The organism is Phreatobacter aquaticus (genome assembly GCF_005160265.1).
Classification (GTDB): domain Bacteria; phylum Pseudomonadota; class Alphaproteobacteria; order Rhizobiales; family Phreatobacteraceae; genus Phreatobacter; species Phreatobacter aquaticus.
Map to the genome: position 1 here is coordinate 1,702,325 of NZ_CP039865.1, position 26,931 is coordinate 1,729,255.

Consider the following 26,931-nt stretch of genomic DNA (forward strand, 5'->3'; position numbering starts at 1 on the left):
GGTCACTTTCTGGCGTCGCGCGGCACGAACAGGAGCTCCAGGCCGAGGACGGCCAGATAGAGCGCGACGCCGATGAAGGTCAGGATCAGCACGGCCATGAACATGGCCGGCGTGTCGAGGGAGGCCTGCACCTGGATCATCAGGTAGGCGAGGCCGCGGTCGGAGGCGATGAACTCGCCGACGACGGCACCGGCCACCGCCAGGATGGCCGCCACCTTCATGCCGGAGAAGATATAGGGCAGCGATCCTGGCAGCTGGATGTAGCGAAACATCTTCCAGCGCGAGCCTTTGAGCGATTTCACGAGATCGAGCAGGTCCGGCTCCACCTCGCGCAGGCCTCTGAGCGTCGTCAGCAGGACGGGGAAGAAGCAGAGCGAGAAGGTGATCAGCATGTTGGTGCGGATGCCGTAGCTGAACCACACGATGACCAGCGGCCCAAGCGCCACCTTGGGGATCATGTTGAGGGTGACCAGCAGCGGGAAGACCGCCAGCGTCAGGATGCGCGACCAGGAGAAGACCAGCGCCAGGGCCACACCAAAGACCACCGCCAGCGCATAGCCGCCGAGGATCTCGATGGTGGAAACCAGCGTGTTGTCCCACCAGGCGTAGCTGGTCTTGGAGAGCGTCGCGAGAATGTCGGTCGGTGCCGGCAGGACGAAGGCCGGCAGCGAGGTCATCCGCACGCCGAACTGCCAGGCCAGAACCAGCGCGACATGAACGCCGACGATGGCCGCCCAGCGGCCGAGATTGGCCCGCCAGGCGGGGCCATCGGCGCTGGGTTGGGTCTGGTTGGGCGCGTCGGCCATGGGTCCCCGTCGACCAGGTTGTGATGAGGGGAGGCTATGGGCGCGACGACGGGATGTCAACCAATTGGTTGATATCGGATATGCCTCATCCGCAGCCCGTGAGGCGGTGACATTGGCCCCTCACGCTCGCCCTCTCTCCGCAGGCGGGGAGAGGGGATTCCAGCGCGCTTTCGGTGTCCTGCAATCCCGTTCCGGGTCGATCGGCATCACATTCTGGCTGGCCACGGGCCGATGGCGCGCATCACCTCTCCCCCTGGAGGGGAAAGGTCATTAGCGCAGTTGCCGGGTGAGGGGGGCACTCGCCAAAAGCCGCCACGGCCGAAGAACCAGCGACTGGCCTTCTACCCTCAATGCGCCATCAGCATGGGCACTGTCGCCTTGGCGAGCAGATGGGCGGTGGCGCCGCCGAAGATCATCTGGCGCAGCCGGCTCTGGGTATAGGCGCCCTTGAACATGAGGTCGCCGCCCACCCGCGTGGTCTCTTCCTGGAAGGCCTGTCCGATCGAGCGCGAGCCGAGCTCCACCTTCACATTGGTCACCGGCAGGCCGTAGCGCAGCAGATGCTCCGTCAGCGCCGCGGCCGGCGGCCCGCGCACGCCGATATCGTCAATGCCCAGCACCGTGATCTTCTCGGCGGCCTTGAGCAGGCCCATGCCGTGCGACACCGTTCGCGCCGTCTCCGAACTGTTGTTCCAGGCGATCACCACATGCTTGCCGAAATTGGCGCCCTGGCCCGGCGGCACCACCAGCACGGGACGGCCGCTTTCGAACAGGCATTCGTCGAGCACGATGGAGGAGCCGACGGTGCCGTCGCGGCGCGGCAAGGGCAGCACGGTGACGTCATAGACGCGGGCATGTTCGGCAATGGTCAGGCGCGGACCGGTCGTCCGCTCGATCCAGGCAAAGCTCGGTTGGCCCTGGCCGGCCGGCGACAGGCCAGCCTCGGTCATCGCGCGGTTGAAGATCTTGGCAGAAGAGGCCTCGATCTCGGCCTCGCGCTGCTGCACGAAGGCGAGATCGCCCTGCGCCACGAAGCCATCGAGGGCGACGAGCCCCAGCGGCGTATCGATCGAAATGCCGCCGACATGCCCTGCATTGCGGCGCGCCAGACCGATGGCGCATTCATAGACCGCCTCCTGCGAGCCGTCGGGGAAAGTTGGGACAAGGATGCTTTTCATGACGTCCCCCGCCAATCGGATCTGAGGTCAGGCTAGTCCAGCCGGCGCCAAATGCAACCTTCTGATTGGCGGCGGCGCGTGCGTTGACTTCCTGGCGGGCGACCGTAGGTTTCGGCCAACAGGATGCTGGCAAGGCGCGCGCGGACGATGCGCCGGCCGGATCGGGGGGACATGATGACGCCACTGCGACTGCCGAGGGCGGAGAACCGTCTCTGCCATCCTGACCGGCTGTTTCCCGCGGCCGAGACCACGCGGGCCATCGCCCGCAGGCTCTATGACAGCGTCGCCGGCCTGCCGATCATCTCGCCCCACGGCCATACCGACCCGCGCTGGTATGCCGAAAACGAGCCTTTTCCTGATCCGGCCAAGCTGTTCGTCGTGCCGGACCACTATGTCTTCCGCATGCTCTATGCTCAAGGGTTGCGCATGGAGGATCTGGGTGTGCCGACCCGCGACGGGTCGCCGGTCGAGACCGATCCGCGTGCCATCTGGCGGCGTTTTGCCGCGCATTACCACCTGTTCCGCGGCACCCCCACGCGGCTCTGGCTGGATCATGCCTTCGCAAGCCTGTTCGGCTTCGAGGAGCGCCTGTCGGCGGCCAATGCCGATGCCACCTACGACATCGTGGCCAGGGCACTGGCACAGCCGGCCTACCGGCCGCGGGCCCTTTTCGAGACCTTCGGCATCGAAGCCATCGCGACCACCGAAGGCGCGCTCGACGAACTCAACTGGCACGCCATGCTCAAGGCATCGGGCTGGAAGGGCAGGGTGGTCACTACCTATCGCCCCGATGCGGTGGTCGATCCCGAATTCGAGGGTTTTGCCGGCAATCTCGCCAAGCTCGGCGCCATCACCGGCGAGGATACCGCGACATGGTCCGGCTATCTGGAGGCGCACCGCAAGCGCCGCGCGTTCTTCAAGACCTATGGCGCCACCGCGAGTGACCATGGCCATGCCTCGGCCCGCACAGCCAATCTCCCGAAGGCCGATGCCGAGCGCCTGTTCGCCAAGGTCGCCGCAGGCCCGGTGACGGCGGAGGAGGCCGATCTCTTCCGTGGCCAGATGCTGACCGAGATGGCGAAGATGAGCCTCGATGACGGGCTGGTCCTGCAGATCCATCCGGGCTCGCGCCGCAACCACAACCGCGCGGTGTTCGAACGCTTCGGCCGCGACATGGGCGCCGATATTCCAGGCGGCACCGATTATGTGACGGCCCTGAAGCCGCTGCTCGACGCCGTCGGCAACGAGCCGAACCTGACCGTCATCCTGTTCACCCTGGACGAGACCGCCTATTCCCGCGAGCTGGCCCCGCTTGCCGGCCATTATCCCGCGCTTCGCCTCGGGCCGCCCTGGTGGTTCTTCGATTCGGTCGAGGGCATGAAGCGCTTCAAGGAGCAGGCGATCGAGACGGCGGGTTTCTACAACACCGTCGGCTTCAATGACGACACACGTGCCTTCCCCTCGATCCCTGCTCGCCATGACGTGGCGCGCCGGGTCGACTGCGCCCATCTCGCCGAACTCGTCGCCGACCATCGGCTCGACGAGGACGAGGCAGCGGATCTGGCCGCCGACCTCGCCTATCACCTCGCGAAGAAGGCGTACCGGCTGTGAAGCGGTTGTCCATGCAGACCCTCGCCGCGCTGCCGGCGACTGTTGCCCGGCCGGCCTATGATCGTGCGCGCATCACGCCGGGCATCGTCCATCTCGGCATTGGTGCCTTCCACCGGGCCCACCAGGCCGTCGTCATCGACGACCGGCTCAATGCCGGCGAGACCTCCTGGGGCATCATCGGCGCGTCGCTGCGCTCCCCCGATACCCGTGACGCCCTGAACCCACAGGACGGGCTCTATACACTCGCCGTGCGCTCGGCCGCGCCGCCGCAATACCGCCTCATCGGCTCGATCTCGGATGTGCTGGTCGCGCCGGAAGACCCGGAAGCGCTGCTCGCCCGCCTTGCCGATCCCGCCATCCGCATCGTCTCGCTGACCGTCACCGAAAAGGGCTATTGCCACGACCCGGCGACCGGCTCGCTGAACGAGGACCATCCCGATGTCCGCCACGATCTGACGGCGGCCCTGCCGCGCTCGGCGCCGGGCTATCTGGTGGAGGCGCTGGCGCGCCGCCGCAAAGCGGGCTTGAAGCCCTTCACCGTGCTCTGCTGCGACAATCTTCCCTCGAACGGTGCGACCGTGAAGCGGGTGCTGACGCGCTTCGCGACCTTGCGCGATCCCGATCTCGGCCGATGGCTGGCCGATGAGCTGGCCTGCCCCTCCACCATGGTCGACCGCATCGTGCCGGCGACCACCGATGAGGATCGTGCCCAGGTCTCGCAGGCGCTTGGCCTCATCGATGCCTGGCCGGTCATGGCCGAGCCGTTCTGGCAATGGGTGGTGGAGGACCATTTCCCGACCGGGCGGCCGGATCTGGCGGCAAGCGGCGTCGAACTGGTCAAGGATGTCGCCCCCTTCGAGCTGATGAAGCTCCGCCTGCTCAACGGCTCGCATTCGACGCTCGCCTATCTCGGTTATCTCTCGGGCCGCGAGACCATCGCGGATGCCGTCGGCCGGGATGTGCTGCGCAAGGTCGTGAGCCGGCTCATGGAAGAGGCGACCGTCACCCTCAAGCCGCTGCCGGGCTTCGATCTCGATGCCTACAAGGCGAGCCTGCTCAACCGTTTCGCCAATCCGGCATTGCGCCACCGCACCTGGCAGATCGCCATGGATGGATCGCAGAAGCTGCCGCCGCGCCTCGTTGCCATCTCCCGCGATCGGCTGGTGCGCGGGCTTCCTGTCGGGGTCGCCGCACTGGGCATCGCGGCCTGGATGCGCTATGTTGCGGGACCCGACGAGGCCGGCCGGCCGATCGATCTGCGCGATCCCATGGCCGACCGTCTGAAGGCTCTGGCCGCCGGTGCCGGCGGGGATCCGGCGAAGCTTGCAAAGGCGCTGCTCGGCGTCGAGGCGATCTTCGGCGCAGACCTTCCCGCCGATCCGCGTTTTTCGGCGGAAGTCGCCCGGCATCTGGCGGGTCTCATGACCCAAGGTGCTGAGCGCACTGCGGAAATGGTGATCGGCTAGCCGGAGTGAGCTCTCGCTCCTGTTCCACGAAAGCTCCGCCTCAGAACGTGGTCCGCGAGCGGATCGCGGCGGTGATCGTACCCTCGTCGAGATAGTCGAGTTCGCCACCGACCGGCACGCCATGGGCGAGCCGCGTCACCCTGACCTCGGTGCCGGCGAGCAGGTCTGTGATGTAGTGGGCGGTGGTCTGGCCATCCACCGTGGCGTTGACCGCCAGGATCACCTCGCGCACCCCGCCATTGCGCACCCGGTCGACCAGGGTCGCGATGTTGAGGTCGCTCGGACCCACGCCGTCCAGCGGCGACAGCGTGCCGCCCAGCACATGGTACTTGGCGTTGATGGCGCTGGCCCGCTCCATCGCCCAGAGGTCGGAGACATCCTCCACCACGATGATCACATGGCCGTCGCGGCGCGGATCCGAGCAGATCGTGCAGGGATCGGACGTGTCGACATTGCCGCAGGTCGTGCAGATGACGATCTTGTCGAGCGCCTCTTCCAGCGCCGCGGTCAGCGGCTGCATCAGGCTCTCGCGCTTCTTGACCAGATGCAGCGCCGCGCGCCTGGCCGACCGGGGCCCGAGCCCCGGCAGCTTGGCGAGCAGCTGGATCAGCCGCTCGATCTCAGGTCCGGCAACGCGCTTCTGCATGGACCCGGTCTTAGAACGGCAGCTTCATGCCGGGTGGCAGCGGAATGCCGCCGGTGACGCCCTTCATCTTCTCGGCCATCACCACCTCGGCGCGCTTGCGAGCCTCCGCATGGGCGGCGACGATCAGGTCCTCGACGATCTCGCGCTCGTCGACCTTGAGCAGTGACGGGTCGATCGAGATGCCCTTGAGGTCGCCCTTGGCCGTCAGCCGCACCGACACGAGGCCGCCGCCTGACGTGCCTTCGACCTCGGTGCGCTCCATGTCGGCCTGCGCTTCCTGCAGCTTCGCCTGCATGGCCTGCGCCTGCTTCATCAGGCCCATAATGTCCTTCATGGCAGCATCTCCGGTCTAGAAGTCGTCGTCCCAGGGAGCAACCGGCTCCCAGCTGTCGGTATCCTCGTCGTCGTCGCGCTCGACCGGCGCGGCGACCGCGGCGGGCGGACCGCCGGCATCGCCCATCGGGCGGACCGCGATGATCTCGGCGCCGGGAAACCGCGCCATGATGGCCTGCACCGCCGGATGGGCGCGCACGCCGCGCTCGCGGTCGGCCTGTTCGGCAAGCTGGCGCTCGCGAATGGTCTGCTCGCCTTCCTCGCGGGAGATGCTGACCATCCAGCGCCGACCGGTCCAGTCGGACAGCTTCTTCTGGATCTCGCCGGCAAGCGTCGGAGCGGCGCTGCCGGTCAGCGCGATGTCGAGCCGCCCGTCCTCGCAGCGCACCAGCCGCACGTCGCGCTCGAGCGCGTTCTTCAACAGGATGTCCCGCTTCTCGGCCGCCAGCGCCACGATCTCGGTCAGCGAGCCGAGAGCGATGCCAGGCTGGACCTGCGGAGCGGCGGCCGGGCGTGCCGCCATGGTGACGGGGTTGGGGCTTGCCTGCGGCACCGATTGCAGCCGCGCGGCGCTGGCCCCACCGCTCGAAGTGCCCGATGCTCCCCCGCCATTGCCGCCACCGGCCGGCAGGCGCGGCGCGGCCGCGCCGCTCGCGCCCATGCCCTCGGCCAGCATGCGCAGGGCCTCGTCGGGCGTCGGCAGGTCGGCGGCATAGGCGATGCGCACCAGCACCATGTCGGCGGACGCGAAGGGTTTCGGCGAGCGGCCGACCTCCTCGATCCCCTTCATCAGCATCTGCCAGGCGCGCGACAGCACGCGGTGCGACAGGGTCTCGGCGAAGGAGCGGCCGCGCTTCCTCTCGGTCTCGCTCAGCGAGAGGTCGTCGGCCGCTGCCGGTACCACCTTCACGCGGGTGACGAAATGGACGAACTCGGCAAGCTCGGTCAGCACGATCTCGGGATCGGCGCCGTCGTCATACTGGCTCTTCAGCTCAGCCATGGCGGCGGCGATGTCGCCCTTCATCAGATGCTCGAACAGGTCGATCACCCGGCCCCGATCGGCAAGGCCGAGCATGCGGCGCACCTCGTCCGAGGTGACGTGGCCGGCGCCATGGGCAATGGCCTGGTCGAGGATCGACAGGCTGTCGCGCACCGAGCCTTCGCCGGCCCGCGCGATCAGGCCGAGGGCCTCGCCGTCGACTGCGACCTTCTCCTGGTCGCAGATGCCCTGAAGGTGGCGGGTCAGCACATCGGCATCGACGCGGCGCAGATCGAAGCGCTGGCAGCGCGACAGCACCGTCACCGGAACCTTGCGGATCTCGGTGGTGGCAAACATGAACTTCACATGGGCCGGCGGCTCTTCCAGCGTCTTCAGGAAGGCGTTCCACGCCTTCTCGGAGAGCATGTGGACTTCGTCGACGATATAGACCTTGTAGCGGGCCGAGACCGGCGCATAGCGCGCGCCATCGGTGATCTGGCGGACATCGTCTATACCGGTATGCGACGCCGCGTCGATCTCCATCACATCGACATGGCGGCCCTCCATGATCGCCTGGCAATGGGTGCCGAGCCGGTCGAGATGGATGGAGGGGCGGTCGATCTCGCCTGATATCTCGTAGTTCAGCGCGCGGGCGAGGATGCGGGCCGTGGTCGTCTTGCCGACGCCGCGGACGCCGGTGAACATGTAGGCCTGCGCGATCCGGCCGGTGTCGAAGGCGTTCGACAGCGTGCGGACCATGGCCTCCTGGCCGATCAGATCATCGAAGTTCTGGGGCCGGTACTTGCGCGCGAGCACGCGATAGGCCGCCTGCGGGGCCTGCGGCTCGACCACTCCGAGATCGAACCCGGGTTCGTTCTCGGGCGGTTGGTCCATGGTCTAAGGCGCTCGCTCAGGGCTCGAGGCCGGGCCGGCCTGCAATGGCTCTGCGCGGCGAAAGTGGGAGGCTGACACGCGACCCGAAACGGGCTCGTTACGGCTGCTTCCTTCCGGACCTGACCGGGTTGGCGAGAGTCTCGTCCACCGCCAACCTCCCGCTGCCTATATGGCGGCAGGCGCGGGGAAACTCAAGCGCCTTTGGCGCAACGGCGAGCCTATCCCGAGCGGCGAGCTTGAACGCGGCGCCGAGACGCGCGATCCATGGCGGGCCGGCGTGCCGCCCGGCCTCGCCGAGATCCGGAGCTTTCGATGACCGCATCCTTCCCGGACCTCGACGCCCGCCTCGCCGCCGATTCGGTCCCGGTCGCCGACCTGGCCCTCTGCCAGGTCCGGCTGATGAACGATGCGACCTATCCCTGGCTGCTCCTGATCCCGCGGCGGCCCGGCGCCATCGAGATCATCGACCTGTCAGCCGCCGACCGGGCGACCCTGATGAACGAGATCGCCTTGGTCTCAGGTATGATCCGCGACATGACCGGTTGCGACAAGCTGAATGTCGCAGCGCTGGGCAACATGGTGCCGCAGCTGCATGTCCATGTCATCGCGCGGTTCCAGGGCGACCCGGCCTGGCCGGGACCGGTCTGGGGCAAGGTGCCGCCCAGCGCCTATGCCGAGGCCTCGCGCGACAGTCTGGTGGCAGCGCTGATCGCACGGCTCTCCGCCGTCTGACGCGTTGCTCAGCCACGCAGGCCGTGCCACCGTCACAGCCCTCTTCCGCGATATCGCCTGCGGGCCGACCCGAGCAGACCTCACCCCATGTCCGACTTTCCGCCGCTTCCCCCCGCCCGCCTCGGCTATATCGACAATGATCTCGACCGGATGAGCGCCAAGCGCGGCGATGCCGATTGGTTCGCCGCAACGCTCGCCGATCCGCGCGCCCGCTTCTATCTCTTTGCCGGCGAGACGCCGGTGCTCACCCGCAACGGCGACATGGGCGATCCGCTGTTCTCGGCAGCCGAGGCCGAGCGCTTCGGGCCCGGCACGGAGACGGCGTTCCTGGGGCTCGCCAACGGCGCGCCGCGCTTCGTCCGGCTGGTTCCGGAATTCGCCAAGCCCGATCCCAATGCCTACCGCCTTCCCGAGGTTAAGACCGACGATCCGAACCTGCTCGTCACCGACATGCGCTCGGTGGCGGTGATGGGGTTGGTCGAAGCGCATCATCTCGGCCCCATGGCCGAGGGCAAGGCGCTGATGCACTGGCATTCCAGCCACCGCTTCTGCTCGAAGTGCGGCAAGCCTTCGACCTTGTCGCAGGCCGGCTGGCGCCGCGACTGCCCGCATTGCAATGCCCAGCATTTCCCACGCACCGATCCCGTCGTGATCATGCTGCCGGTCCATGGCGACAAGTGCCTGATGGGCCGTCAGCGCCGCTTCCCGCCGGGCATGTATTCGGCGCTCGCCGGATTCCTGGAGCCTGGCGAGACGATCGCCGGTGCGGTCCGCCGCGAGATCATGGAGGAGAGCGGCATTTCGGTTGGCCGGGTCGGCTATCTCTGCGACCAGCCCTGGCCGTTCCCTGCCTCGCTGATGATCGGCTGCCACGCCGAGGCGACCTCGCAGGAGATCGAGATCGACACCGAGGAGCTGGAGGATGCCCGCTGGTTCACCCGCGAGGAGTGCTGGCTGATGCTGACGCGCCAGCATCCCGAGCGTTTTACCTGCCCGCCGCCGGTGGCGATCGCCCATCATCTCATCCGCGCCTTCGTCGAAGGCGGCCTGCAGATCAAGGCAGAGGCGAGCTGATCACCCGAACCGCGCCTTGATGATCCGTATGGCCTCGGCGCCGCGCGATCCCGGCGGCTGAGGCAGCCAGATCAGCGTCGTCGGCCAGGGCGGCAGGTCGCCGGCTTCCACCAGCGGCAGAACGGTCGCGCCGGGTATGGCCACGCTCTTCGCGATGTCGGAGGGCACCAGCGCTGATCCGAGACCGAGCGCCACCATGCTGATCGCCGCCGGCCAGTCGGGCGCCTCCTGCGCCAGATAGGGCTCGGCGCCCGTTGCCCGGATTGCCGCGACCACACCATCGACGACCAGGCTCGATCGCCCGCGGGCGATCATCACCAGCGGCTTGCGGGCGAGATTGGCGAGGCTTGCCGTCTTGCGCAGGCGTGCCTCGGAATCCGGCACCACAGCCGACCATTTCGAGCTCGCGATCAGGCGATGCTCCAGCCGTGGCGTCGCCGGGAACGGGCCATTGATCAGCCCCGCGGTGATGCGGCCCTCGGTGAGCGCCACGATCTGCTCCTCGATCCCCATCACAGCGAGGGTGACGGCCAGGCCGGCCTCCTCAAGGATGGGATCTTCCAGCAGGTGCCGCATGGGCGAGTAGAGCGCGTCCGGCGTGGAGCCGATCGTGATACGGTCTGGCCGTCCCGCCACGTTGCGGGCCAACTGCTCGGCGCGCTCGATCGCGACCAGGGCGAGCCGCGCCTCGGCAACGAAGGCATCGCCGGCAGCGGTCAGTCGCACGGCCTTGCCGGAATGGTCGAAGATGATCGCGCCAACGCGCCGCTCGAGCTGGGCGATCCGGGCGGCGACGGTACGCCGTCCGATGCCGATGGCGGCACCGGCGCTGGCGAGTTCGCCGCAATCGGCCAGCGCCACCGCCAGCCGGAGGGCATCGATATCGAGGGGCTTTCCCGGCGGCTCCTGGCTCATCGCGCCAGACTGCCGTGATTCGCGTGGGAAACGGCAGCCCAGCCTATTCAGCCACGCTCTTCTCGACCTCGTTGCGCCAGGGATGCTGCTTGTAGACGCCGAGAATGGTCAGCTCCTTGGCGAAGAAGGCGAGCTCCTCCAGCGCCAGCTTCACCGAGCGATCGTCCGGATGGCCCTCGATCTCGGCATAGAAGCGCGTCGCGACGAAGCGGCCATCGATCATGTGGCTCTCGAGCTTGGTCATGTTGACGCCATTGGTGGCAAAGCCGCCCATCGCCTTGTAGAGCGCGGCGGGTACGTTGCGCACCTGGAAGACGAAGCTGGTCAGGCAGTCCTGGCCCGGCGCCGCCCAGATCTTCTGGCGCGACAGGATGACGAAGCGGGTCGTGTTGTTGGCGGCGTCCTCGATGTCCTCGGCCAGGATGTCGAGGCCATAGACCTCCGCTGCAAGCCTCGGCGCGATGGCGGCCTGCGTCGGATCGCCCATCTCGGCGACCTCACGCGCCGAACCCGCCGTGTCGGCGGCGACGATCGGCTTCAGTCCGAGCTTGCGGATCATCTGGCGGCACTGGCCGAGACCCATGATGTGGCTGCGCGCCGTCTTGATCGTGCCAAGCGACGCGCCCTTGATCGCCATCAGCTGGAAGCGGATCGGCAGGAAGAACTCGCCGATGATGTTGAGGCCCGCCGTCGGCAGCAGATGGTGCACATCGCCCACGCGGCCGGCGATCGAGTTCTCGATCGGGATCATGCCGAGATCGGCCTCGCCATTCAGGATGGCGGCAAAGGCATCCTCGAAGCTCGGGCAGGGCAGGACGTCGGCGTCCGGGAACACGGCCTTGGAAGCCTGGTGCGAGAAGGCGCTGAGCTCTCCCTGGAAGGAGACCCGCTTGGGAGCGAGGATCATGGACGCTTGAACTCCGGTTCTTATCGTTGGGAGAGAAGTGAGCGCGCGCGCTCGAGATCGGCCGGCGTGTCGACGCCGAGCGGCACCGCGTCGACCACGGCGACGTCGATCCGCATGCCGTCCTCCAGCGCCCGCAGCTGTTCCAGCCGTTCGCGTTGTTCCAGCGTGCCGGGCGGCAGCGCCACGAAGCGGTCGAGTGCCGCGCGTCGATAGGCGTAGAGGCCGATATGGTGATAGAGCGGCCCCTCGCCGGAGGGGGCCGTCGTCCGGGTGAAGTAGAGCGCCCTCAGCCGCCGGTCGGCGACCGGGGTTCCCACCACCTTCACGACATTCGGATTGTTGATCTCGTCGAGCCGCGTGATGACGGCTGTCAGTGTGCCGATATCGACGGCGGGATCGTCGAGCAGGTCGGCGGCGGCGCGGATCACCTTGGGATCGATGGTCGGCAGGTCGCCCTGGACGTTGATGACGCGCTCGACATGGCCGTGCGGATCCATCGCGCCGAGCGCCTCGTGGATGCGGTCTGAGCCGGACGGGTGGTCGGCGCGGGTCATCACCGCGCGCCCGCCGGCCTGGGTCACGGCTGCGGCAATCGCCTCCGAATCGGTCGCCACAACCGGCTCACCGATGCCGGATTCCATGGCGCGCCGCATGACGTGGACGATCATCGGCTCGCCGGCAATATCCGCCAGTGGCTTGCCCGGAAGGCGCGAAGCGCTCATGCGGGCCGGAATGAGGATGACGGAACGGGACATTTTGTGGTCTTGCGCAGCCGGTTCGAGAGCGGCAGAAAGTAGCATGCGAGAAGCGTGCATATACGGGTTGCCTCCGACAGCGCAAATTGGATAGTGTCCGCGCGAAATCGGTCGGCCACCCAGCCCTTGCGGGTATGCCGTCTTCTGCGCTGCCGATCGCCTGGAGCAGGTCCCGATGGACTCTTTCGAAGTGAACAAGATCGCAATGGCCGTGCTGCTCGTCGCAGCCAGCACGCTGGGCGGCCAGATCCTCGCCAATGAGGTCGTCTTCAAGCCGAAGGCGCCGGCAAAGCCCGGCTATTCGGTCGCTGTCGCCGGCGCCGGCGGCCAGCAGGCGGCTCCCGCTGCGGCCGAACCGCAGAAGTCGATGACGGAAGTCTTCGCCTCGGCCAATGCAGCCAATGGCCCGGCGGTGTTCCGCCAGTGCGCCACCTGCCACACCATCAACAAGGGCGGCGCCAATGGCGCAGGCCCGAACCTCTGGGGCGTCGTTGGGCGCAACCACGGCGGATCGACCGGCTTCAACTATTCGGCAGCCATGAAGGCCAAGGCCTCCGAGCCCTGGACGCTGGAACAGATCTACGCCTTCATCACCAATCCGCGCGGCGCCTTGCCGGGCACGACCATGTCGTTTGCCGGCATCCGCTCCGAGCAGCAGCGCGCCGACCTCATCGCCTATCTGCGCGAACAGGCGGACAGCCCGGTGCCGGCACCGAAATAATTGGCTGGCGCGGCCAGTTGATCGAGGAGGCCGGGCCCAGTGCCCGGCCTTGTCATTTGAGGGGCGAGCCGGTCGAAAAATCGGCTTTCCTTGCGGATTCTAGCCCTTACCATTGCCCCGCCACCGCATTATCTTGAGCGAGTCGCATTTCCGCCACGCTTCGCGGCTTCCAACAGCGGGCTGTATCCGTTCCACAAGGTTGAACAATGCCGACCATCGCACTCGTCGACGACGACCGGAATATCCTGACCTCGGTCGCCATCGCTCTCGAAGCCGAGGGTTATCGCATCGTCACCTACAATGACGGCGCCTCCGCGCTCGACGGTTTCAAGCAGTCCCCGCCTGATCTCGCCATCCTCGACATCAAGATGCCGCGCATGGACGGGATGGAATTGCTGCGTCGGCTGCGTCAGAAGACCGACATGCCCGTGATCTTCCTCACCTCCAAGGACGAGGAAATCGACGAACTGTTCGGCCTGAAGATGGGCGCCGACGATTTCATCCGGAAGCCGTTCTCGCAGCGCCTGCTTGTCGAGCGCGTCAAGGCGGTGCTCCGCCGTGCCGCCGCCAAGGATCCGGTTGCCGACGCCAAGGCCGATGCCAAGGTGCTGGAGCGCGGCAAGCTGCGCATGGATCCCGAGCGCCACACCTGCACCTGGGACGGCAATCAGGTGACGCTGACCGTCACCGAGTTCCTGATCCTGCAGGCCCTTGCCCAGCGTCCCGGCGTCGTGAAGAGCCGCAACGCGCTGATGGACGCCGCCTACGACGATCAGGTCTATGTCGACGACCGCACCATCGACAGCCACATCAAGCGGCTGCGCAAGAAGTTCAAGGTTGCCGACGACGATTTCGAGATGATCGAGACGCTGTACGGCGTCGGATATCGCTTCAAGGAGTGAGCGGGTCCCTCACGGGCCTCGCCGCCACACCATGCTGGACCGCACGCCCGAGAGCGCCCTCCACGATCGCGATGCGGTGAGCCACGAGCCGCGGCCGCCGCTTGTGATGCGCGTCGGCGCCGCTATCTCGCAAGCCGGGCGCTCGGTGGTCGATGCCCTATTCTCCAGCCTGACGCGCCGCATCGTCCTCCTCAATCTGGTTGGCCTCGTCGCATTGGTCTCCGGCATCCTCTGGCTGTCGCAGTTTCGCGCCGGACTGATCGAATCCCGCGCGCAGAGTCTGCTCGTCCAGGGCGAGATCATCGCTGGAGCCATCGCTGCTTCGGCGGCGGTCGATGGATCGGTGATCCCGATCGACCCCGACAAGCTGTTCGAACTGCAACTGGGCGGCACCGGGTCCTCGGTCGACGATCCAGCGGCTCTGCTTGAGTTTCCGATCAATCCCGAGCGCGTTGCGCCCGTCCTGCGCCGGCTGACCGGCCCAACAGAGACCCAGGCCCGGATCTACGACCGCGAGGGCACCCTGATCCTCGACAGCCGCAACCTCTACGGTCGCGGCGACATCACCGCGCTCGATCTGCCGCCGATCGGCGAGAAACCGCCCTTCTATGTGAAATGGTGGAACGAGGTCCGCCGCTTCGTGCGGGGCGGCAGCAATTTCCCGATCTACCGCGATCTCGGCTTCCGCAATGGCAAGTCCTATCCCGAGGTGGCGCAGGCGCTCAATGGCCAGAAGGCCAGCATGGTGCGGGTCAATGATGCCGGAGAGGTCATCGTCTCGGTGGCGATCCCGGTCCAGCGTTTCCGCGGCGTTCTCGGCGTCCTGCTGCTCAACACGCGGGGCGGCGAGATCGATGCGGTTCTGGATGCCGAGCGCTTCCAGGTGCTGCGTGTGTTCCTGATCGCGGCCTTCGTCATGGTGGTCCTGTCGATCCTGATGGCGCGCACCATCGGTGGCCCTGTGCGCCAGTTGGCCGATGCCGCCGAGAAGGTCCGCCGGCGCCACCGCTCGCGCGAGGAGATCCCGGACTTCACCCAGCGGCGCGACGAGATCGGCCATCTGTCGCAATCGCTGCGCGACATGACGGAAGCGCTCTATGCGCGCATCGAGGCGATCGAGCGCTTCGCCGCCGACGTCGCCCATGAACTCAAGAACCCGCTGACCTCTCTGCGCTCGGCGGTCGAGACCATGCCGCTCGCCAAGACCGATGCCTCGCGCACCCGCCTGCTCGAGGTCATCCAGCACGATGTGCGCCGGCTTGACCGTCTGATCACCGACATTTCCGATGCGAGCCGCCTGGACGCCGAACTGCAGCGGCAGGAATCGGCGCGAGTCGACATGAGCCTGCTGTTGAGCACGCTGGTGACGATCGCCAACGAGGTGAAGAACAAGAATGGCACCAAGGTGAAACTCACCTTCGAGGGCGGCAAGCCTGCCGACTTCGCCGTTCCCGGGCATGATTCCCGTCTGAGCCAGGTGGTCACCAACCTGATCGACAATGCGCGCTCGTTCTCGCCCGAAGGCGGCACGGTCTCGGTCACGGCGCGCAAGCTCAAGGGAGCTGTCGAGGTCATCGTCGATGACAATGGGCCCGGCATCCGTCCGGATGCCCTGGAGCGGATCTTCGAGCGCTTCTACACCGATCGCCCGCACCAGGATTATGGCCAGAACTCCGGCCTGGGCCTGTCAATCTCCAAGCAGGTGGTCGATGCCCATGGTGGCCGGATCTGGGCCGAGAACCGCCTGGGACCGCTGGACGCCGACGGCGAGCCGACTGTGCTCGGCGCCCGCTTCGTCGTGCGTCTTCCCTCGGTGTGACGATGGCGAGCGTCCATGCAAGCGTGGTTCTGGTCGGCGCGCGGGCCGTTCTGATCCGTGGGGCCTCCGGTTCCGGCAAGTCCCGTTTGGTCCTGGCGCTGCTGAAGGCCGGCGCTGCCGGGGACTTGCCCTTCGCCCGCCTGGTCGCCGATGACCGGGTCCACCTTGAGGCCGCCCACGGCCGGCTGATCGCGCGGCCGCCTCCCACCATCGCCGGCCTTGTCGAGATGCGCGGTCATGGGCCTGTCGAGATGGCTCACGAGCCGCAGGCAGTGGTTGGCTGGGTGGTCGATCTCGATGCTCCAGATGGCCAGCGGATGCCAGAACCGGCAACCGGGACCACCGAAATTGCCGGGGTCGCACTACCGAGGGTTGCAGTTAGCCGTGGTCAGGACCCGCTTCCCCTGGTCCTCCAGGCGGTTGGTGCGGGCTTTCCGCGCTGAGTGTTGCTGCGCCGCACCAAGTTTCCGAACTTCGCGACGCGGGGGGCCTTGCGCTTCTGGGTCACATAATGATCATATCCGCCTCCTTGTTGATTTTGCGCGCTGTTCCTGGCGCGCGGAGTACCGGATGATCGGTCTCGTAATTGTAACCCATGGCCAACTCGCCATCGAGTTTCGGGCGGCTATGGAACACGTGGTCGGCCCGCAACGGCAGGTCGAGACCGTGGCCATCGGCCCGAGCGACGATATGGACCAACGCCGGCGCGACATCATCGCGGCCGTCGAAAAGGTCGATCTCGGCGATGGCGTCGCGGTGCTGACCGACATGTTCGGCGGCACGCCGTCCAATCTCGCCATATCTGTGATGAATGGCCGGGCCGTCGAGGTCGTGGCGGGGATCAACCTGCCGATGCTCGTCAAGCTCGCAACCGTGCGCGGTGAGAAACCATTGCAGGAGGCGGTGCTGCAGGCCCAGGAGGCCGGGCGCAAATATATCAACATAGCCAGCAGGGTGCTGGCCGGCCATTGAGGCCGGTGAGGCGTTTTCGGGCGGTGCAGGGTGCAATGACGCGGCAACAAGCCGGCGGGCACGGGGAGGGAAGACGGCAATGACCGACGAGGAAACCGACTGCGCCCCGACAGAACCCGCAGCCGAAGGCGAGCTTGTTCGCGAAATTCCCATTCTCAACATGCGCGGTCTGCACGCACGGGCATCCGCGAAGTTCGTCGCCTGCGTCGACCGGTTTGACGCCGGCATCACGGTTTCCCGATGCGGTGAGACCGTCGACGGCACCTCGATCATGGGTCTGATGATGCTGGCTGCCGGCATCGGCACGACGATCGTCGTTCGTGCCAGGGGCGAACAGGCGGCCGAAGCCATGGACGCTGTCTGCGCGCTGGTGGCGGATCGGTTCGGCGAAGGCGAGTAAACACGAAGCAGCGGCGCTGCCGTCTTGTCGGCAATCGGCAAGGCATGCGAGAAGAGGTCATGGTCGATCCCGTCCCCTCCACGATCCCCACCGGCGAGCCCCAGTCCGGACACTGGATCGAGAAAACCCTGTTCGCCAGCCGCTGGCTGATGGCCCCGTTCTATCTCGGGCTGGTCATCGCGCTGGCGCTGCTTCTCATCACCTTCGGGCGTGAACTGGTTCACCTTCTGGCCAAGGTGCCGAATGCCAAGGAATCCGACATCATTCTCGGCATCCTGACGCTGGTCGACCTCTCGCTCGCCGGCAACCTCGTCGTCATGGTGATCTTCTCGGGCTACGAGAATTTCGTTGGCAAGATGCGTCACATTTCCGCCGAAGACCGGCCGGAATGGATGGGCACCATCGATTTCTCCGCGTTGAAGATGAAGCTCCTCGGCTCCATCGTCGCGATCTCCGCCATTCATCTGCTGAAGGCCTTCATGAACGTGTCAGTCATGACCGACCGTGACCTCATCGCGCTTGTCGCCATTCACGTCGTGTTCGTTGTGTCGGGCGTGTTCCTGGCCTTGTCCGACAAGCTCACATCGTCGTCGCACTGATGGCTGACTGGCGCTCCTTCTGGGACGGCGAGCACGCGATCTACGTCGATCAGCGGCACAAGACGGTCCACTACCAGGAGATTGCCAAGGGCATCCTGGCCCATCTCGCGGATGTGCCGGCGGGGCAGCAGGCTGTCGTGCTCGATTATGCCTGTGGCGAGGCGCTGGAGGCGGCAGAAGTGGCCGCGCGTTGCGCCCGTCTCGTGCTCTGCGACGGCGCGCCATCGGTGGTCGCCAAGCTTGCCGAGCGCTTCGCGTCCGATCCGAAGATTGCGGCCTGCACCCCGGAAGACCTCGATGCAGCCCTGGCCGATGGCACCGCTGACCTGATCGTCGTCTCCTCGCTCATCCAGTACCTGAGCCGCGCCGATTTCGAGGCGCTGCTTGATCGCTTCGCGGCCAAGCTCAAGCCCGGTGGCCGGTTCGTGCTGGCTGATGTCATCTCGCCGGATGCCGGAATGGTGGCCGATATCCTGGCACTGCTCCGCAATGGGGCCCGCCACGGCTATTTCCTGTCGGCTCTTGTCGGCCTGGTGGCCACCGCCGTCTCGCCCTATCGCAAGATCCGCAGCGAACTCGGCCTCGCGACCTATGCGCCCGACGACATTCTGGGCTTGTTGAAGAGCCACTGCTTCGCGGCCAATCGCCACCAGCCCAATCTCGGCCTGTCCCCTCACCGGATGACCTTTGTCGCCATCCGGTCCTGAATCCGCCGTTTGACACACTCGCCCCAATCGGCATAACGATCATCTCGTTCTTTCCAACGAACGACCGTGCCGTGGTGCCGTGATGAACCCCATCTTCGCCGACCTTCCGACCACCGTTTTCGAGGTCATGTCGCGGCTGGCCCGCGAGACCGGCGCTGTCAATCTCGGCCAGGGCTTCCCGGATGATCCGGGTCCTCAGGACGTGCGCGAGAAGGCGGCCGAAGCCGTCATATCCGGTTGGAACCAATATCCTCCGATGATGGGCACGCCTGAACTGCGCCAGGCGGTCGCGACCCATTATGCCCGCCATCAGGGTCTGACCATCGATCCCGACCAGGAGGTCATGGTCACCTCGGGCGCCACCGAGGCGCTGGCCGGCGCCCTGTTCTCGCTGATCGAACCCGGCGACGAGGTCGTGCTGTTCCAGCCGATGTACGACGCCTATCTTCCGTTGGTCCTGCGGGCTGGCGGCGTGCCGCGCTTTGTCACGCTGAAGCCGCCGCACTGGCGCTTCACCGAGGAGGATCTGGCCGCCGCCTTCTCGCCCAGAACGCGCGTGGTGCTCTTCAACAATCCGCTCAATCCGGCCGGCACAATCTTCCCGCGCGAGGATCTGGAGCTGATCGGCCGCTATTGCGAACGCTTCGGCGCAACGGTCATCTCGGATGAGGTCTGGGAGCATGTGGTGTTCGATGGCGCGACGCACCTGTCGGTGCTCGCCATCGACAGCCTGCGCGAGCGCTCGGTCAAGATCGGCTCCGCCGGCAAGATCTTCTCGCTCACCGGCTGGAAGGTCGGCCTGGTGGTTGCAGCGCCTGCCATCATGAAGGTGCTGGCCAAGGCGCATCAGTTCCTCACCTTCACGACCCCGCCGAACCTCCAGACCGCAGTTGCCTATGGCCTCGCCAAGGAGCTCGGATATTTCCAGGGCATGCGCGCCGACCTGCAGCGCTCGCGCGATCTGTTCCACAAGGGCCTGGTCTCGGCAGGTTTCGAGGTGCTGCCGAGCGCGGCGACCTATTTCATCAATGTCGACCTGGCCTCCGCCGGCATCACCGACGACGTCGCCTTCTGCCGCACGCTCGTGACCGATCATGGCGTCGCAGCCATCCCGGTTTCGGCCTTCTATGCCGTAACGCCTGTCACCTCGGTGGTGCGGTTCTGCTTCGCAAAGAAGGATGCCACGCTGAACAGCGCGCTCGACCGCCTCGCCAAGGTCTTCCCGCGTGCGGCAGCCTGACCCGCAGGCGATCAGTCCGCGAGCACCAGCTGCCGGTTCTTCGCTTCGTTGCAGAGATCAGTGACCGTGATCTTGTCGAGTTCGGCGAAATAGAGCGCTTCGGCGCGTTTGACCGTCGGCAATATGACCGATTTGATCAGCGCCGAAGTGCTCCGAGCGTCATCCTCCGCATTGCCGGCAGCGGCCCTGACGATCTCGCCGCAGGTGATGTGCTCCCGGCTGATGTTGTAGCCCCCACGCGGCCCGCGCAGTCCCTTGAGGATGCCAGCCCTCACCAGTTCCTGCAGCATGGGCTCGAGGTGGCGGGGTGGCAGGTCGTGCCGCTCCGCCAGCGCCTTGGCTGCAACGGGGGAGTTCTCGCCATAGACGGCGATGTCAACGACGGCGGCGATCGCAAGGCGACCGCGGCGTGACAATATCGGCATGTGTACCTCAACGTCCGGAGGGGGGACGACGTTTGGGACAAGATTAATCCACGGATCGTGATCGGCTTAGTACAATTCGGAAACCCCAAAAAGGCATAGCGGACACGATGGAACCTTATCGTGGTTCGAGCGTTGTTTGTGCTTTGTCCGATGCTGATATCAGCGCCCGGTGGAACCGAAACCTCCAGCACCACGGCCGGTTTCGCCAATGAGGTCAACGAGATCAAGGCGCGCGCTGGTCACCGGGGCGATCACCAGTTGGGCAATCCTCTCGCCCCTGGCGAGGGTGACGGCCTCCTCGCCAAGATTGATGAGAATCACCTTCACCTCGCCGCGATAGTCAGCATCGATCGTGCCGGGCGCATTGGCGACGGTCAGGCCATGCTTCAGCGCGAGCCCCGAGCGCGGGCGGACCTGGCCCTCGAACCCCATGGGAATGGCCATGACCAGGCCAGTTGGAACCGCGGCGCGGGCGCGCGGCGCCAGCACGAGCGGCTCGCCTTCGGGAAGCGCCGCAACGAGGTCCATGCCCGCGCTACCGGCCGTCTGGGCCCTTGGCAGAGGCAGCCCCGCACCGTGCGGCAATTGCTGGACGGGAATGGCGAGCGGCTGGTCGGTCATGCTTTGGCGATCATTTCTGCGAGGCGGGTGACAAGGGCGCGGGCAACACCGTCCTTGGACTGGCGGTCCCAGGTCTCGACGCTGTCGGGGGTGACAAGATGAACCGTGTTGGCATCGCCGCCGAATGTGCCGGTGCCGGGCGCGACATCATTGGCGACGATCAGGTCGCAACCCTTGCGGGCAAGCTTGGCACGGGCGTTGTCGACGACGGCCTCGGTCTCGGCGGCAAATCCAACCACCAGTTGGGGGCGCTTCGAGCCATGTTTGGCAATCGTCGCGAGAATGTCGGGGTTCTCGACGAAGGCGAGCGACGGCGGCCCACCGGCCCCCTTCTTCAGCTTGTTGTCGGCGACCGACGCGACGCGCCAGTCGGCGACCGCGGCCGCGAACACGGCAATATCGGCCGGCAGAGCCGCCTCGACCGCCGCCAGCATGTCGCGGGCACTCTCGACATGCACGACCGTCACGCCCACCGGATCGGCGAGCGATACCGGGCCAGTCACCAGCGTCACCTCGGCGCCGGCCTCCGCTGCCGCCTTGGCGATGGCGTGGCCCTGCTTGCCTGAGGAATGGTTGGAGATGTAGCGGACGGGATCGATCGGCTCACGGGTCGGGCCGGATGTCACGAGGACGCGCTTGCCCTTCAGCGGATGACCGACGGCTGGGTCCTTCATCAAGCCTTCGATCGCGGCGATGATCTCCATCGGTTCGGCCATCCGACCCGGGCCGAACTCGCCGCAGGCCATGGAGCCGTCATTGGGGCCGACCACGGCCACGCCGTCCGCCTTCAGGGTGGTGAGATTGCGCTGGGTTGCCGGATGGCTCCACATCCGCACGTTCATGGCGGGGGCGATCAGCACGCGCTTGTCGGTCGCCAGCAGCGTGGTCGACGCCAGGTCATTGGCATGGCCATTCGCCATCTTGGCCATCAGGTCGGCGGTCGCTGGGGCCACCACCATGAGGTCGGCGTCGCGCGACAGCTCTATATGGCCCATCTCGGCCTCGTCGGTCAGCGAGAACAGCTCCATGAACACCTTGTCGCCGGTCAGCGATCCGACCGACAGCGGTGTGACGAATTCAGTCCCCGCCTTGGTCAGGATGGCACGCACCTTCGCGCCGCGATCCTGCAGCCGCCGGATCAGCTCCAGCGACTTGTAGGCCGCGATACCGCCGCCGATGACCAGAAGAATGCGTTTGCCCTGCAGCATGATGCGCCTTGAGCCCTGGGATGGGGTCGGGACCCTAGCGGTTTGTGCGGTGCGGGGCAAAGGGGGGCGGCGCGACGGCTGCCCCCGCCATGTGGCTCATGGGGAGAGGCGGATGCCTTCTGTCTCGGCCTGACGGATCAGACGGGTGGCATCGGCCGGCAGCATGGTGCGCTGTGCGACCAGAGCCTCGGTTGCCGACCGGACGGCGGCGACATAGGCCTCGCGGTTCGGATAGCGCTCCTCGATCGAAGGTCTCGGATCTCCCGCGGCCTCGCGTTCGGCCCGGGTGCGGGCGAACGGAATGAAGGCGCCCTGGAACAGGCAGAAACCGTCCTCGAACCGGTCCTTCCGGCCGACATTCCAGGCCATGTAGCTGCCGATCGGCGCCCGCTGGTACACCGACCGCACACCGCCTATGTCGGCGCCATCGCTGTCGGCCTGCGGCACGAGAATGCCGTAGCTCTGCACGCCTGGGCGGGGCGGCTCGATGCTGATCACGCCGCTGGATTCGCCTGCCCGGTATCCAGGTCCGAAATCGAAGACCTGCAGCGGATTGTGGTTGGCCAGATAGCGCAGCGCCGGCCTTTGCACATTGCCATAGGCATTGGCGGGGATGGCCGGAATGCGGACCTGGTTGGGCGCGACCAAGGTCCCGTCGGCAATCCGCGGCACGACGCTGGCGGGTGGCGCGCGACCGTCCTTCACCCAGGCGACCAGTTCGGTCATCAGGGCCCGCATTGCCCAGGTATGTGGATTGGGGTTCGATTGCTGGACGCAGGAGCCGAAGGGCGCCGCCGTCGGCAGCGGCGGATTGGCCGGGCTATGCTGGGTCGATGCCAGGATGAAGGTCCGCACATTGGCGGGATCGGCGACATCGCGCCGGCCCAGCGGATCGGTCAGGCCAAGCGACTGCCGGCCCTCCCAGATCTCCAGTGACGTCGCGACATGGAAGATCTTCGGGCAGGTGCCATTGGCGGCGCAGCGGTCGAGAATGCCTTGTGTGCGGCCGGTGATCGGATCGCGCATGGCCGCATAGTGGAAGGGAAAATCATAGGCCTGGTAGAGGTGGTCGATCTGGTCGCCCCAGGCACGGCCGGGATGGCCGAAGCGCACGTTGATCGGCATCAGGCCACCGCCGATATGCGGCATGGCGCCGTCATAGGCAACGCGGCCGCGCTCGTCCCGGTTGAAGCCGAGATGCAGATAGGAGCGGATGAACCGGCCACTCTGCGACGTGCCAATGGTGATCGCCCGCTGTCCGGGCCGGAACACCGGATTGGCATTGCCGGCCTCGTCGCGCCGCTCGAACTTGAAGAACGAGCCCACATCGCGCAGTGCGGCAAAGCCGAGGCCGAGGACGATCGGATCCTTGGCGCGATAGATCAGTTCGTAAAGCCGTCCCGGCTGGAAGCCCGCGGGCAGGCAGATCTGCGTGTCGCTGGCCGTTGCCGGCTGGCCATCCGGGCAGGCGCCGAAGCTCCAATCGGAAGGCGCGATTGGCACACGCGGCGCATTCTCCTTGGCCCGCACGGTCAGCGTTGGCAGGAAACCGTCAGCCAGCGGCGTCGTGTTGCTGGTTGAAACCGTCGCATAGGCCGTGTGGGTAAGCGCTGTGAAGAAGCCCGCCGACAGAGGCAGGGTCCGGGTCGGTGCATTGACGACCATTTCCGAGCGCAGAATGCCGGTGACGGACGACCCGTCAGGATTGCGCGCAACCGGTGCCTGCATCCGGACGCGGTTGTTGCCGGCGACCAGATCGGCTTGCCAGCCGAACCAGATGATCGTGTAGCCCTGCTCCATCAGGAAGCCGTCACCGGCCGTCTTCACCGCGTTCATGTCGGCGGCATTGGCGGGAATGTCGGCATTCAGATTGCGCAGCACCAACTTGTTGCCGCGGTTGACCACCTCGACCAGCAGGATGCCGTTACCCTTCGCCGCATCGCGCGGGCGCAGGATTTCGATATCGGTGACATATTCGACCAGGCCTGCGGCATTGCGCGGTGCAAGCGCGATGTCCTGAATCGTCCGGTTGCTGGCGGAGCGGGGATCGACCGCGCCATAGGCCTTGCCGATCAGGCGCTCATAGCTGCCGACCTGTCCAAAGCTCCTGCCTTCGAAAGCCGGCTCTGTCCGTGTGATGTCAATTTTGACGATTCGGGCGCTGGCGGGTTGCGATGTCAGCCAGACGAGGGCCACGACAAGCGCTGTCGCGGCGCTGAAACAGCGACCGATCATGATGTACCTCCCTGAGCCCCGCCGGATTCAATGTCCGGTCGGGATGTTGCGGGAGAGGCTAGCAGCGCGAACAGCTCCACGCCAAGCCGCTATGGCGCGTGGCTGTCTTCGCAAAAGACTGATGGTCAAGCTGGATCAGCTCGCTCAGGTCGATGATTGCTCGGTCTCACCGGCGGCATCGGAAGCATCCCGGCGCGTGACGATGAAGATGTCCCAGGCGACAATGGCCATGGCAGCGATGACAGGTCCGACAACGAAGCCATTGAGGCCGAACATCTCGAGGCCGCCAAGCGTCGACAGCAGAACGACATAGTCCGGCATCCGCGTGTCTTTGCCGACCAGAATGGGCCGCAGGGCATTATCGACCAGGCCGATGACCAGGACACCGAAGGCGATCAGCACCGCTCCCTGCCAGACCGCTCCGGTGGCGAGAAGATAGATCGCGACGGGAAGCCAGACGATCCCCGCTCCCACCGATGGCAACAGCGAGAGGAACGCCATCGCGACAGCCCATAGCAGCGGCGCATTGATGCTGAGAGCCCAGAAGATCAGTCCGCCAAGCGCTCCCTGGATCAATGCCACCAGGATGCTGCCCTTGATGGTCGCTTGGACGACAACGGTGAACTGCTCCAGAAGGGCGCGCTTGCGGTCCTTGTCGATTGGAAAGGCCGCCTCGAACCGGCCAGCGATAGTCCCTCCGTCACGCAGCAGGAAGAACAGGAGGTAGAGCATGACGCCGAGATTGACGATGAAGCCGAATGTTCCCTGGCCGATGCTCAGCGCGTGGCTGGCAACAGTGCCGCTGCTCGACGCGAGCCCCTGCACCAGCTTCCGCTGGATGGCGCCGAGGCTGGTCAGGCCGTTATCGTCGAGCAGATTGGAGGCCCAGGCCGGTAGAGCGGTGACGACCCGTCGCAGCGCACGGACGAGATCCAGTTCTCCCGATTGGAACTTGGCATAGGCCGATGCCGCTTCCGGAACGAGTGCGGCACCGATCAGGATGAATGGCACGATCACCAGAGCGATGATGAGCAAGAGGGTGGCAAGTGCTGCAAGGCTGGTGCGCCCCCCGAATGACTGGTTCAGCCGGGCCTGCACGGGAGCGAAGACGATGGCTGCCACCACGGCCCAGAGGATGGCGCCGTAATAGGGCCAGAGAATCCAGGCCAGCAGGGCGGACAGCGCCACCACCAGGATCAGGAAGGCCGCATCTTCAAGACTTCGCATCATGGCGCCCGGTTTGGCCGTTGGAAGCGGCAGGAGTGTGTCAGTCGATAAGCCGGCAAACAGGTCGTTCTCTGGCTATCGGAACGGCGGCTCGTCGAAGCTTCTAAGCTTGCGGGAGTGGATCGCGCCACCGGCGCCCTTCAGCCGCTCGATGGCATTGAGCCCGACCAGCAGATGCTGCGCCACCGCTGTCGCGTAGAAGGCGTTTGCCGCGCCTGGCAGCTTGATCTCACCATGCAGCGGCTTGTCGGACACGCACAGCAATGTCCCGTAGGGCACGCGCAGGCGATAGCCCTGGGCCGCGATGGTGCCGCTCTCCATGTCGACAGCGATGGCCCGGGATAGATTGATCAGCTTCGCTTCCTGAGTGAACCGCAGCTCCCAGTTCCGGTCGTCATTGGTCACCACCGTCCCGGTGCGCAGCCGGTGCTTCAAGGCATCGCCGTGCGCGCCGGTCACCTCGGCGCAAGCCTCCTGCAGCGCGGTCTGGATTTCGGCGAGCGCCGGAATCGGAATCTGGGGCGGCAGCAGGTCGTCGAGGATGCGGTCGCGCCTGAGATAGGCATGTGCCAGCACGTAATCGCCGATTTCCTGCGCCTGCCGGAGGCCACCGCAATGGCCAACCATCAGCCAGCAATCGGGTCGGAGCACCGCGAGGTGGTCGGTGATGTTCTTCGCATTGGAGGGGCCGACGCCGATATTGACCAGGGTCACGCCGGCCGCATCCGCGCGCTCCAGGTGGTAGGCGGGCATCTGGAAGCGGTGCCAGCTGGAAGCGGCGATCAGGCCGGCAGCATCGTCCAGCGTATCGGCATCGATGACGAGCCCGCCCGGCGCGACGAGGCGGGTGGCGCGTCCTGCCGCGATCTCCGCCACGCCCCAGGCGACGAACTGGTCGACATAGCGATGGTAATTGGTCAACAGGATCCAAGGCTGCACCGCACGCCAGTCCGTGCCGGTATAATGGATGATGCGGCGGAGCGAATAGTCGACGCGGACGGCATCGAACAACGCCAGCGGCTTGGCCTCGCCTGGCGATAGCGCATAGGTGCCGTCCGGCACCTCGTCGCCGACCACGGCCAGCAGCGGCACTGGAAAATGGCGCGCGAGATCGCCCGGGCTTGCACCGCCTTTGGAAAGCTCATTGCCGCCGTCGAGGACGTAAGGATAGGGAATTTCCTGAGTGCTCGGACCGACCGCGATGGTCGCGCCATATTCGGCGACCAACGGTCTCAATTGGTCCAGGAGATAGCGCCGGAATTCGGTCGGGTGGGTCACCGTCGTCGCATAGCGGCCGGGGGTCGAGAACTTGGCGTAGGCGCGGCGGTTGCGCGGAGCGGCCCGGTCTGGCGCATAGGTGACGGCAAGCTCGGGATAGACGAAGCGGGCGCGCTCGGCGGCGTCCGGCGGCGCGCCACCGGCGAGGAACCGGTCCAGCGCCGCCCGTAACGCTCCGGTTGCTTCGGCATAGAGCTGGGCGAGACGGTCGACGGCGGATTCAGGCGAAAGGTTCTCGGTCATGACCGACCATAGTCTGCCGGCATGATCCGAAAAAGGCG

At 66.3% G+C, this 26,931-nt stretch carries 27 protein-coding genes and 1 other RNA gene; 13 read left to right on the forward strand and 15 right to left on the reverse strand.

The window, feature by feature from the left end:
* Positions 1 to 2: 2 nt before the first annotated feature.
* Both E8L99_RS07915 and E8L99_RS07920 read right to left on the reverse strand, forming a co-directional pair.
* A complete protein-coding gene (locus tag E8L99_RS07915) occupies positions 3 to 806 on the reverse strand; it encodes an ABC transporter permease (RefSeq protein WP_137099029.1) in 804 nt (267 codons plus the stop codon).
* Positions 807 to 1,153: 347 nt separating this feature from the next.
* Complete coding sequence (locus tag E8L99_RS07920; RefSeq protein WP_137099030.1) at positions 1,154 to 1,984, reverse strand: universal stress protein; 831 nt, start codon at positions 1,982 to 1,984, stop codon at positions 1,154 to 1,156.
* Between the two features lie 171 nt (positions 1,985 to 2,155).
* Here E8L99_RS07920 and uxaC point away from each other — a divergent pair, with 171 nt between their 5' ends.
* Together uxaC and E8L99_RS07930 are read left to right on the forward strand one after the other, a co-directional pair.
* Positions 2,156 to 3,595 carry a glucuronate isomerase gene (gene uxaC, locus E8L99_RS07925; RefSeq protein WP_252511295.1) on the forward strand — a complete coding sequence of 480 codons (1,440 nt, stop codon included), beginning with the start codon at positions 2,156 to 2,158 and terminating at the stop codon, positions 3,593 to 3,595.
* 11 nt (positions 3,596 to 3,606) lie between these two features.
* Positions 3,607 to 5,061: a mannitol dehydrogenase family protein gene (locus tag E8L99_RS07930; protein WP_137099031.1), complete on the forward strand. Its 1,455-nt coding sequence runs from the start codon at positions 3,607 to 3,609 to the stop codon at positions 5,059 to 5,061.
* Between the two features lie 40 nt (positions 5,062 to 5,101).
* Here the strand turns inward: E8L99_RS07930 and recR are convergent, their stop codons facing one another.
* The 4 genes from recR to ffs all read right to left on the reverse strand — a co-directional run bounded on the left by recR (position 5,102) and on the right by ffs (position 8,072).
* Positions 5,102 to 5,707 carry a recombination mediator RecR gene (gene recR, locus E8L99_RS07935; protein WP_137099032.1) on the reverse strand — a complete coding sequence of 202 codons (606 nt, stop codon included), beginning with the start codon at positions 5,705 to 5,707 and terminating at the stop codon, positions 5,102 to 5,104.
* A gap of 10 nt (positions 5,708 to 5,717) precedes the next feature.
* Positions 5,718 to 6,041: a YbaB/EbfC family nucleoid-associated protein gene (locus tag E8L99_RS07940; protein WP_137099033.1), complete on the reverse strand. Its 324-nt coding sequence runs from the start codon at positions 6,039 to 6,041 to the stop codon at positions 5,718 to 5,720.
* Positions 6,042 to 6,056: 15 nt separating this feature from the next.
* On the reverse strand, positions 6,057 to 7,913 hold the full coding sequence (locus E8L99_RS07945) for a DNA polymerase III subunit gamma/tau (RefSeq protein ID WP_137099034.1): 1,857 nt from the start codon (positions 7,911 to 7,913) through the stop codon (positions 6,057 to 6,059).
* Positions 7,914 to 7,976: 63 nt separating this feature from the next.
* An RNA gene (gene ffs, locus E8L99_RS07950) (signal recognition particle sRNA small type) lies at positions 7,977 to 8,072 on the reverse strand.
* 153 nt (positions 8,073 to 8,225) lie between these two features.
* Here ffs and E8L99_RS07955 point away from each other — a divergent pair.
* Together E8L99_RS07955 and nudC are read left to right on the forward strand one after the other, a co-directional pair.
* Positions 8,226 to 8,645 (forward strand): HIT family protein, encoded by a 420-nt coding sequence (locus E8L99_RS07955; protein WP_137099035.1) that lies wholly within the window; start codon positions 8,226 to 8,228, stop codon positions 8,643 to 8,645.
* An 87-nt stretch (positions 8,646 to 8,732) separates the two neighbouring features.
* Entirely contained in the window at positions 8,733 to 9,719 is a 987-nt protein-coding gene (nudC, locus tag E8L99_RS07960) for an NAD(+) diphosphatase (RefSeq protein WP_137099036.1), read from the forward strand.
* Here nudC and E8L99_RS07965 read toward each other — a convergent pair whose 3' ends face one another.
* The 3 genes from E8L99_RS07965 to E8L99_RS07975 are packed head-to-tail and all read right to left on the reverse strand — an operon-like array spanning position 9,720 to position 12,296.
* Entirely contained in the window at positions 9,720 to 10,634 is a 915-nt protein-coding gene (locus E8L99_RS07965; protein ID WP_137099037.1) for a LysR family transcriptional regulator, read from the reverse strand.
* 43 nt (positions 10,635 to 10,677) lie between these two features.
* Positions 10,678 to 11,541, reverse strand: coding sequence for a prephenate dehydratase (locus E8L99_RS07970; protein WP_210421800.1), 864 nt, complete (start codon positions 11,539 to 11,541; stop codon positions 10,678 to 10,680).
* A 20-nt stretch (positions 11,542 to 11,561) separates the two neighbouring features.
* Positions 11,562 to 12,296, reverse strand: coding sequence for a 3-deoxy-manno-octulosonate cytidylyltransferase (locus tag E8L99_RS07975; protein WP_137099038.1), 735 nt, complete (start codon positions 12,294 to 12,296; stop codon positions 11,562 to 11,564).
* A 175-nt stretch (positions 12,297 to 12,471) separates the two neighbouring features.
* Between E8L99_RS07975 and E8L99_RS07980 the strand changes: the two genes are divergently transcribed.
* From E8L99_RS07980 to E8L99_RS08020, 9 genes are all read left to right on the forward strand, one after another.
* The gene (locus E8L99_RS07980; RefSeq protein ID WP_137099039.1) at positions 12,472 to 13,017 is read left to right on the forward strand and encodes a c-type cytochrome; all 546 of its coding nucleotides are present in this window, start codon (positions 12,472 to 12,474) and stop codon (positions 13,015 to 13,017) included.
* Between the two features lie 206 nt (positions 13,018 to 13,223).
* Complete coding sequence (locus E8L99_RS07985; protein ID WP_137099040.1) at positions 13,224 to 13,919, forward strand: response regulator transcription factor; 696 nt, start codon at positions 13,224 to 13,226, stop codon at positions 13,917 to 13,919.
* A gap of 31 nt (positions 13,920 to 13,950) precedes the next feature.
* Positions 13,951 to 15,738, forward strand: coding sequence for a sensor histidine kinase (locus E8L99_RS07990; protein ID WP_137099041.1), 1,788 nt, complete (start codon positions 13,951 to 13,953; stop codon positions 15,736 to 15,738).
* Between the two features lie 2 nt (positions 15,739 to 15,740).
* Positions 15,741 to 16,181, forward strand: coding sequence for an HPr kinase/phosphorylase (locus tag E8L99_RS07995; RefSeq protein ID WP_137099042.1), 441 nt, complete (start codon positions 15,741 to 15,743; stop codon positions 16,179 to 16,181).
* 127 nt (positions 16,182 to 16,308) lie between these two features.
* The gene (locus E8L99_RS08000) at positions 16,309 to 16,710 is read left to right on the forward strand and encodes a PTS sugar transporter subunit IIA (RefSeq protein WP_137099043.1); all 402 of its coding nucleotides are present in this window, start codon (positions 16,309 to 16,311) and stop codon (positions 16,708 to 16,710) included.
* 79 nt (positions 16,711 to 16,789) lie between these two features.
* Positions 16,790 to 17,110 carry an HPr family phosphocarrier protein gene (locus E8L99_RS08005; protein WP_137099044.1) on the forward strand — a complete coding sequence of 107 codons (321 nt, stop codon included), beginning with the start codon at positions 16,790 to 16,792 and terminating at the stop codon, positions 17,108 to 17,110.
* Positions 17,111 to 17,169: 59 nt separating this feature from the next.
* A complete protein-coding gene (locus E8L99_RS08010; protein ID WP_137099045.1) occupies positions 17,170 to 17,709 on the forward strand; it encodes a TIGR00645 family protein in 540 nt (179 codons plus the stop codon).
* Entirely contained in the window at positions 17,709 to 18,416 is a 708-nt protein-coding gene (locus E8L99_RS08015) for a class I SAM-dependent methyltransferase (RefSeq protein WP_137099046.1), read from the forward strand. Before E8L99_RS08010 ends, E8L99_RS08015 begins: the two co-directional genes overlap by 1 nt.
* Positions 18,417 to 18,498: 82 nt before the next feature.
* The gene (locus tag E8L99_RS08020; protein ID WP_137099047.1) at positions 18,499 to 19,656 is read left to right on the forward strand and encodes an aminotransferase; all 1,158 of its coding nucleotides are present in this window, start codon (positions 18,499 to 18,501) and stop codon (positions 19,654 to 19,656) included.
* A gap of 11 nt (positions 19,657 to 19,667) precedes the next feature.
* Here E8L99_RS08020 and E8L99_RS08025 read toward each other — a convergent pair whose 3' ends face one another.
* The 6 genes from E8L99_RS08025 to E8L99_RS08050 form a co-directional block, all read right to left on the reverse strand.
* Complete coding sequence (locus E8L99_RS08025; protein ID WP_137099048.1) at positions 19,668 to 20,081, reverse strand: RrF2 family transcriptional regulator; 414 nt, start codon at positions 20,079 to 20,081, stop codon at positions 19,668 to 19,670.
* 159 nt (positions 20,082 to 20,240) lie between these two features.
* A complete protein-coding gene (gene dut, locus E8L99_RS08030; RefSeq protein WP_137099049.1) occupies positions 20,241 to 20,702 on the reverse strand; it encodes a dUTP diphosphatase in 462 nt (153 codons plus the stop codon).
* Positions 20,699 to 21,910, reverse strand: coding sequence for a bifunctional phosphopantothenoylcysteine decarboxylase/phosphopantothenate--cysteine ligase CoaBC (gene coaBC, locus E8L99_RS08035; protein ID WP_137099050.1), 1,212 nt, complete (start codon positions 21,908 to 21,910; stop codon positions 20,699 to 20,701). Before coaBC ends, dut begins: the two co-directional genes overlap by 4 nt.
* A 96-nt stretch (positions 21,911 to 22,006) precedes the next feature.
* Positions 22,007 to 24,145 carry an alpha/beta hydrolase domain-containing protein gene (locus tag E8L99_RS08040; protein WP_137099051.1) on the reverse strand — a complete coding sequence of 713 codons (2,139 nt, stop codon included), beginning with the start codon at positions 24,143 to 24,145 and terminating at the stop codon, positions 22,007 to 22,009.
* 144 nt (positions 24,146 to 24,289) lie between these two features.
* Positions 24,290 to 25,375 carry an AI-2E family transporter gene (locus E8L99_RS08045; RefSeq protein ID WP_315862578.1) on the reverse strand — a complete coding sequence of 362 codons (1,086 nt, stop codon included), beginning with the start codon at positions 25,373 to 25,375 and terminating at the stop codon, positions 24,290 to 24,292.
* Positions 25,376 to 25,447: 72 nt separating this feature from the next.
* Positions 25,448 to 26,893 (reverse strand): AMP nucleosidase, encoded by a 1,446-nt coding sequence (locus E8L99_RS08050; protein ID WP_137099052.1) that lies wholly within the window; start codon positions 26,891 to 26,893, stop codon positions 25,448 to 25,450.
* Between the last annotated feature and the right edge of the window lie 38 nt (positions 26,894 to 26,931).

Bases quoted from the DNA above. Each gene is read 5' to 3' on its own strand.
- E8L99_RS07915 (WP_137099029.1), bottom strand. From the start codon at position 806: ATGGCCGACGCGCCCAACCAGACCCAACCCAGCGCCGATGGCCCCGCC.
- E8L99_RS07920 (WP_137099030.1), bottom strand. From the start codon at position 1,984: ATGAAAAGCATCCTTGTCCCAACTTTCCCCGACGGCTCGCAGGAGGCG.
- uxaC (WP_252511295.1), top strand. From the start codon at position 2,156: ATGATGACGCCACTGCGACTGCCGAGGGCGGAGAACCGTCTCTGCCAT.
- E8L99_RS07930 (WP_137099031.1), top strand. From the start codon at position 3,607: ATGCAGACCCTCGCCGCGCTGCCGGCGACTGTTGCCCGGCCGGCCTAT.
- recR (WP_137099032.1), bottom strand. From the start codon at position 5,707: ATGCAGAAGCGCGTTGCCGGACCTGAGATCGAGCGGCTGATCCAGCTG.
- E8L99_RS07940 (WP_137099033.1), bottom strand. From the start codon at position 6,041: ATGAAGGACATTATGGGCCTGATGAAGCAGGCGCAGGCCATGCAGGCG.
- E8L99_RS07945 (WP_137099034.1), bottom strand. From the start codon at position 7,913: ATGGACCAACCGCCCGAGAACGAACCCGGGTTCGATCTCGGAGTGGTC.
- E8L99_RS07955 (WP_137099035.1), top strand. From the start codon at position 8,226: ATGACCGCATCCTTCCCGGACCTCGACGCCCGCCTCGCCGCCGATTCG.
- nudC (WP_137099036.1), top strand. From the start codon at position 8,733: ATGTCCGACTTTCCGCCGCTTCCCCCCGCCCGCCTCGGCTATATCGAC.
- E8L99_RS07965 (WP_137099037.1), bottom strand. From the start codon at position 10,634: ATGAGCCAGGAGCCGCCGGGAAAGCCCCTCGATATCGATGCCCTCCGG.
- E8L99_RS07970 (WP_210421800.1), bottom strand. From the start codon at position 11,541: ATGATCCTCGCTCCCAAGCGGGTCTCCTTCCAGGGAGAGCTCAGCGCC.
- E8L99_RS07975 (WP_137099038.1), bottom strand. From the start codon at position 12,296: ATGTCCCGTTCCGTCATCCTCATTCCGGCCCGCATGAGCGCTTCGCGC.
- E8L99_RS07980 (WP_137099039.1), top strand. From the start codon at position 12,472: ATGGACTCTTTCGAAGTGAACAAGATCGCAATGGCCGTGCTGCTCGTC.
- E8L99_RS07985 (WP_137099040.1), top strand. From the start codon at position 13,224: ATGCCGACCATCGCACTCGTCGACGACGACCGGAATATCCTGACCTCG.
- E8L99_RS07990 (WP_137099041.1), top strand. From the start codon at position 13,951: ATGCTGGACCGCACGCCCGAGAGCGCCCTCCACGATCGCGATGCGGTG.
- E8L99_RS07995 (WP_137099042.1), top strand. From the start codon at position 15,741: ATGGCGAGCGTCCATGCAAGCGTGGTTCTGGTCGGCGCGCGGGCCGTT.
- E8L99_RS08000 (WP_137099043.1), top strand. From the start codon at position 16,309: ATGATCGGTCTCGTAATTGTAACCCATGGCCAACTCGCCATCGAGTTT.
- E8L99_RS08005 (WP_137099044.1), top strand. From the start codon at position 16,790: ATGACCGACGAGGAAACCGACTGCGCCCCGACAGAACCCGCAGCCGAA.
- E8L99_RS08010 (WP_137099045.1), top strand. From the start codon at position 17,170: ATGGTCGATCCCGTCCCCTCCACGATCCCCACCGGCGAGCCCCAGTCC.
- E8L99_RS08015 (WP_137099046.1), top strand. From the start codon at position 17,709: ATGGCTGACTGGCGCTCCTTCTGGGACGGCGAGCACGCGATCTACGTC.
- E8L99_RS08020 (WP_137099047.1), top strand. From the start codon at position 18,499: ATGAACCCCATCTTCGCCGACCTTCCGACCACCGTTTTCGAGGTCATG.
- E8L99_RS08025 (WP_137099048.1), bottom strand. From the start codon at position 20,081: ATGCCGATATTGTCACGCCGCGGTCGCCTTGCGATCGCCGCCGTCGTT.
- dut (WP_137099049.1), bottom strand. From the start codon at position 20,702: ATGACCGACCAGCCGCTCGCCATTCCCGTCCAGCAATTGCCGCACGGT.
- coaBC (WP_137099050.1), bottom strand. From the start codon at position 21,910: ATGCTGCAGGGCAAACGCATTCTTCTGGTCATCGGCGGCGGTATCGCG.
- E8L99_RS08040 (WP_137099051.1), bottom strand. From the start codon at position 24,145: ATGATCGGTCGCTGTTTCAGCGCCGCGACAGCGCTTGTCGTGGCCCTC.
- E8L99_RS08045 (WP_315862578.1), bottom strand. From the start codon at position 25,375: ATGATGCGAAGTCTTGAAGATGCGGCCTTCCTGATCCTGGTGGTGGCG.
- E8L99_RS08050 (WP_137099052.1), bottom strand. From the start codon at position 26,893: ATGACCGAGAACCTTTCGCCTGAATCCGCCGTCGACCGTCTCGCCCAG.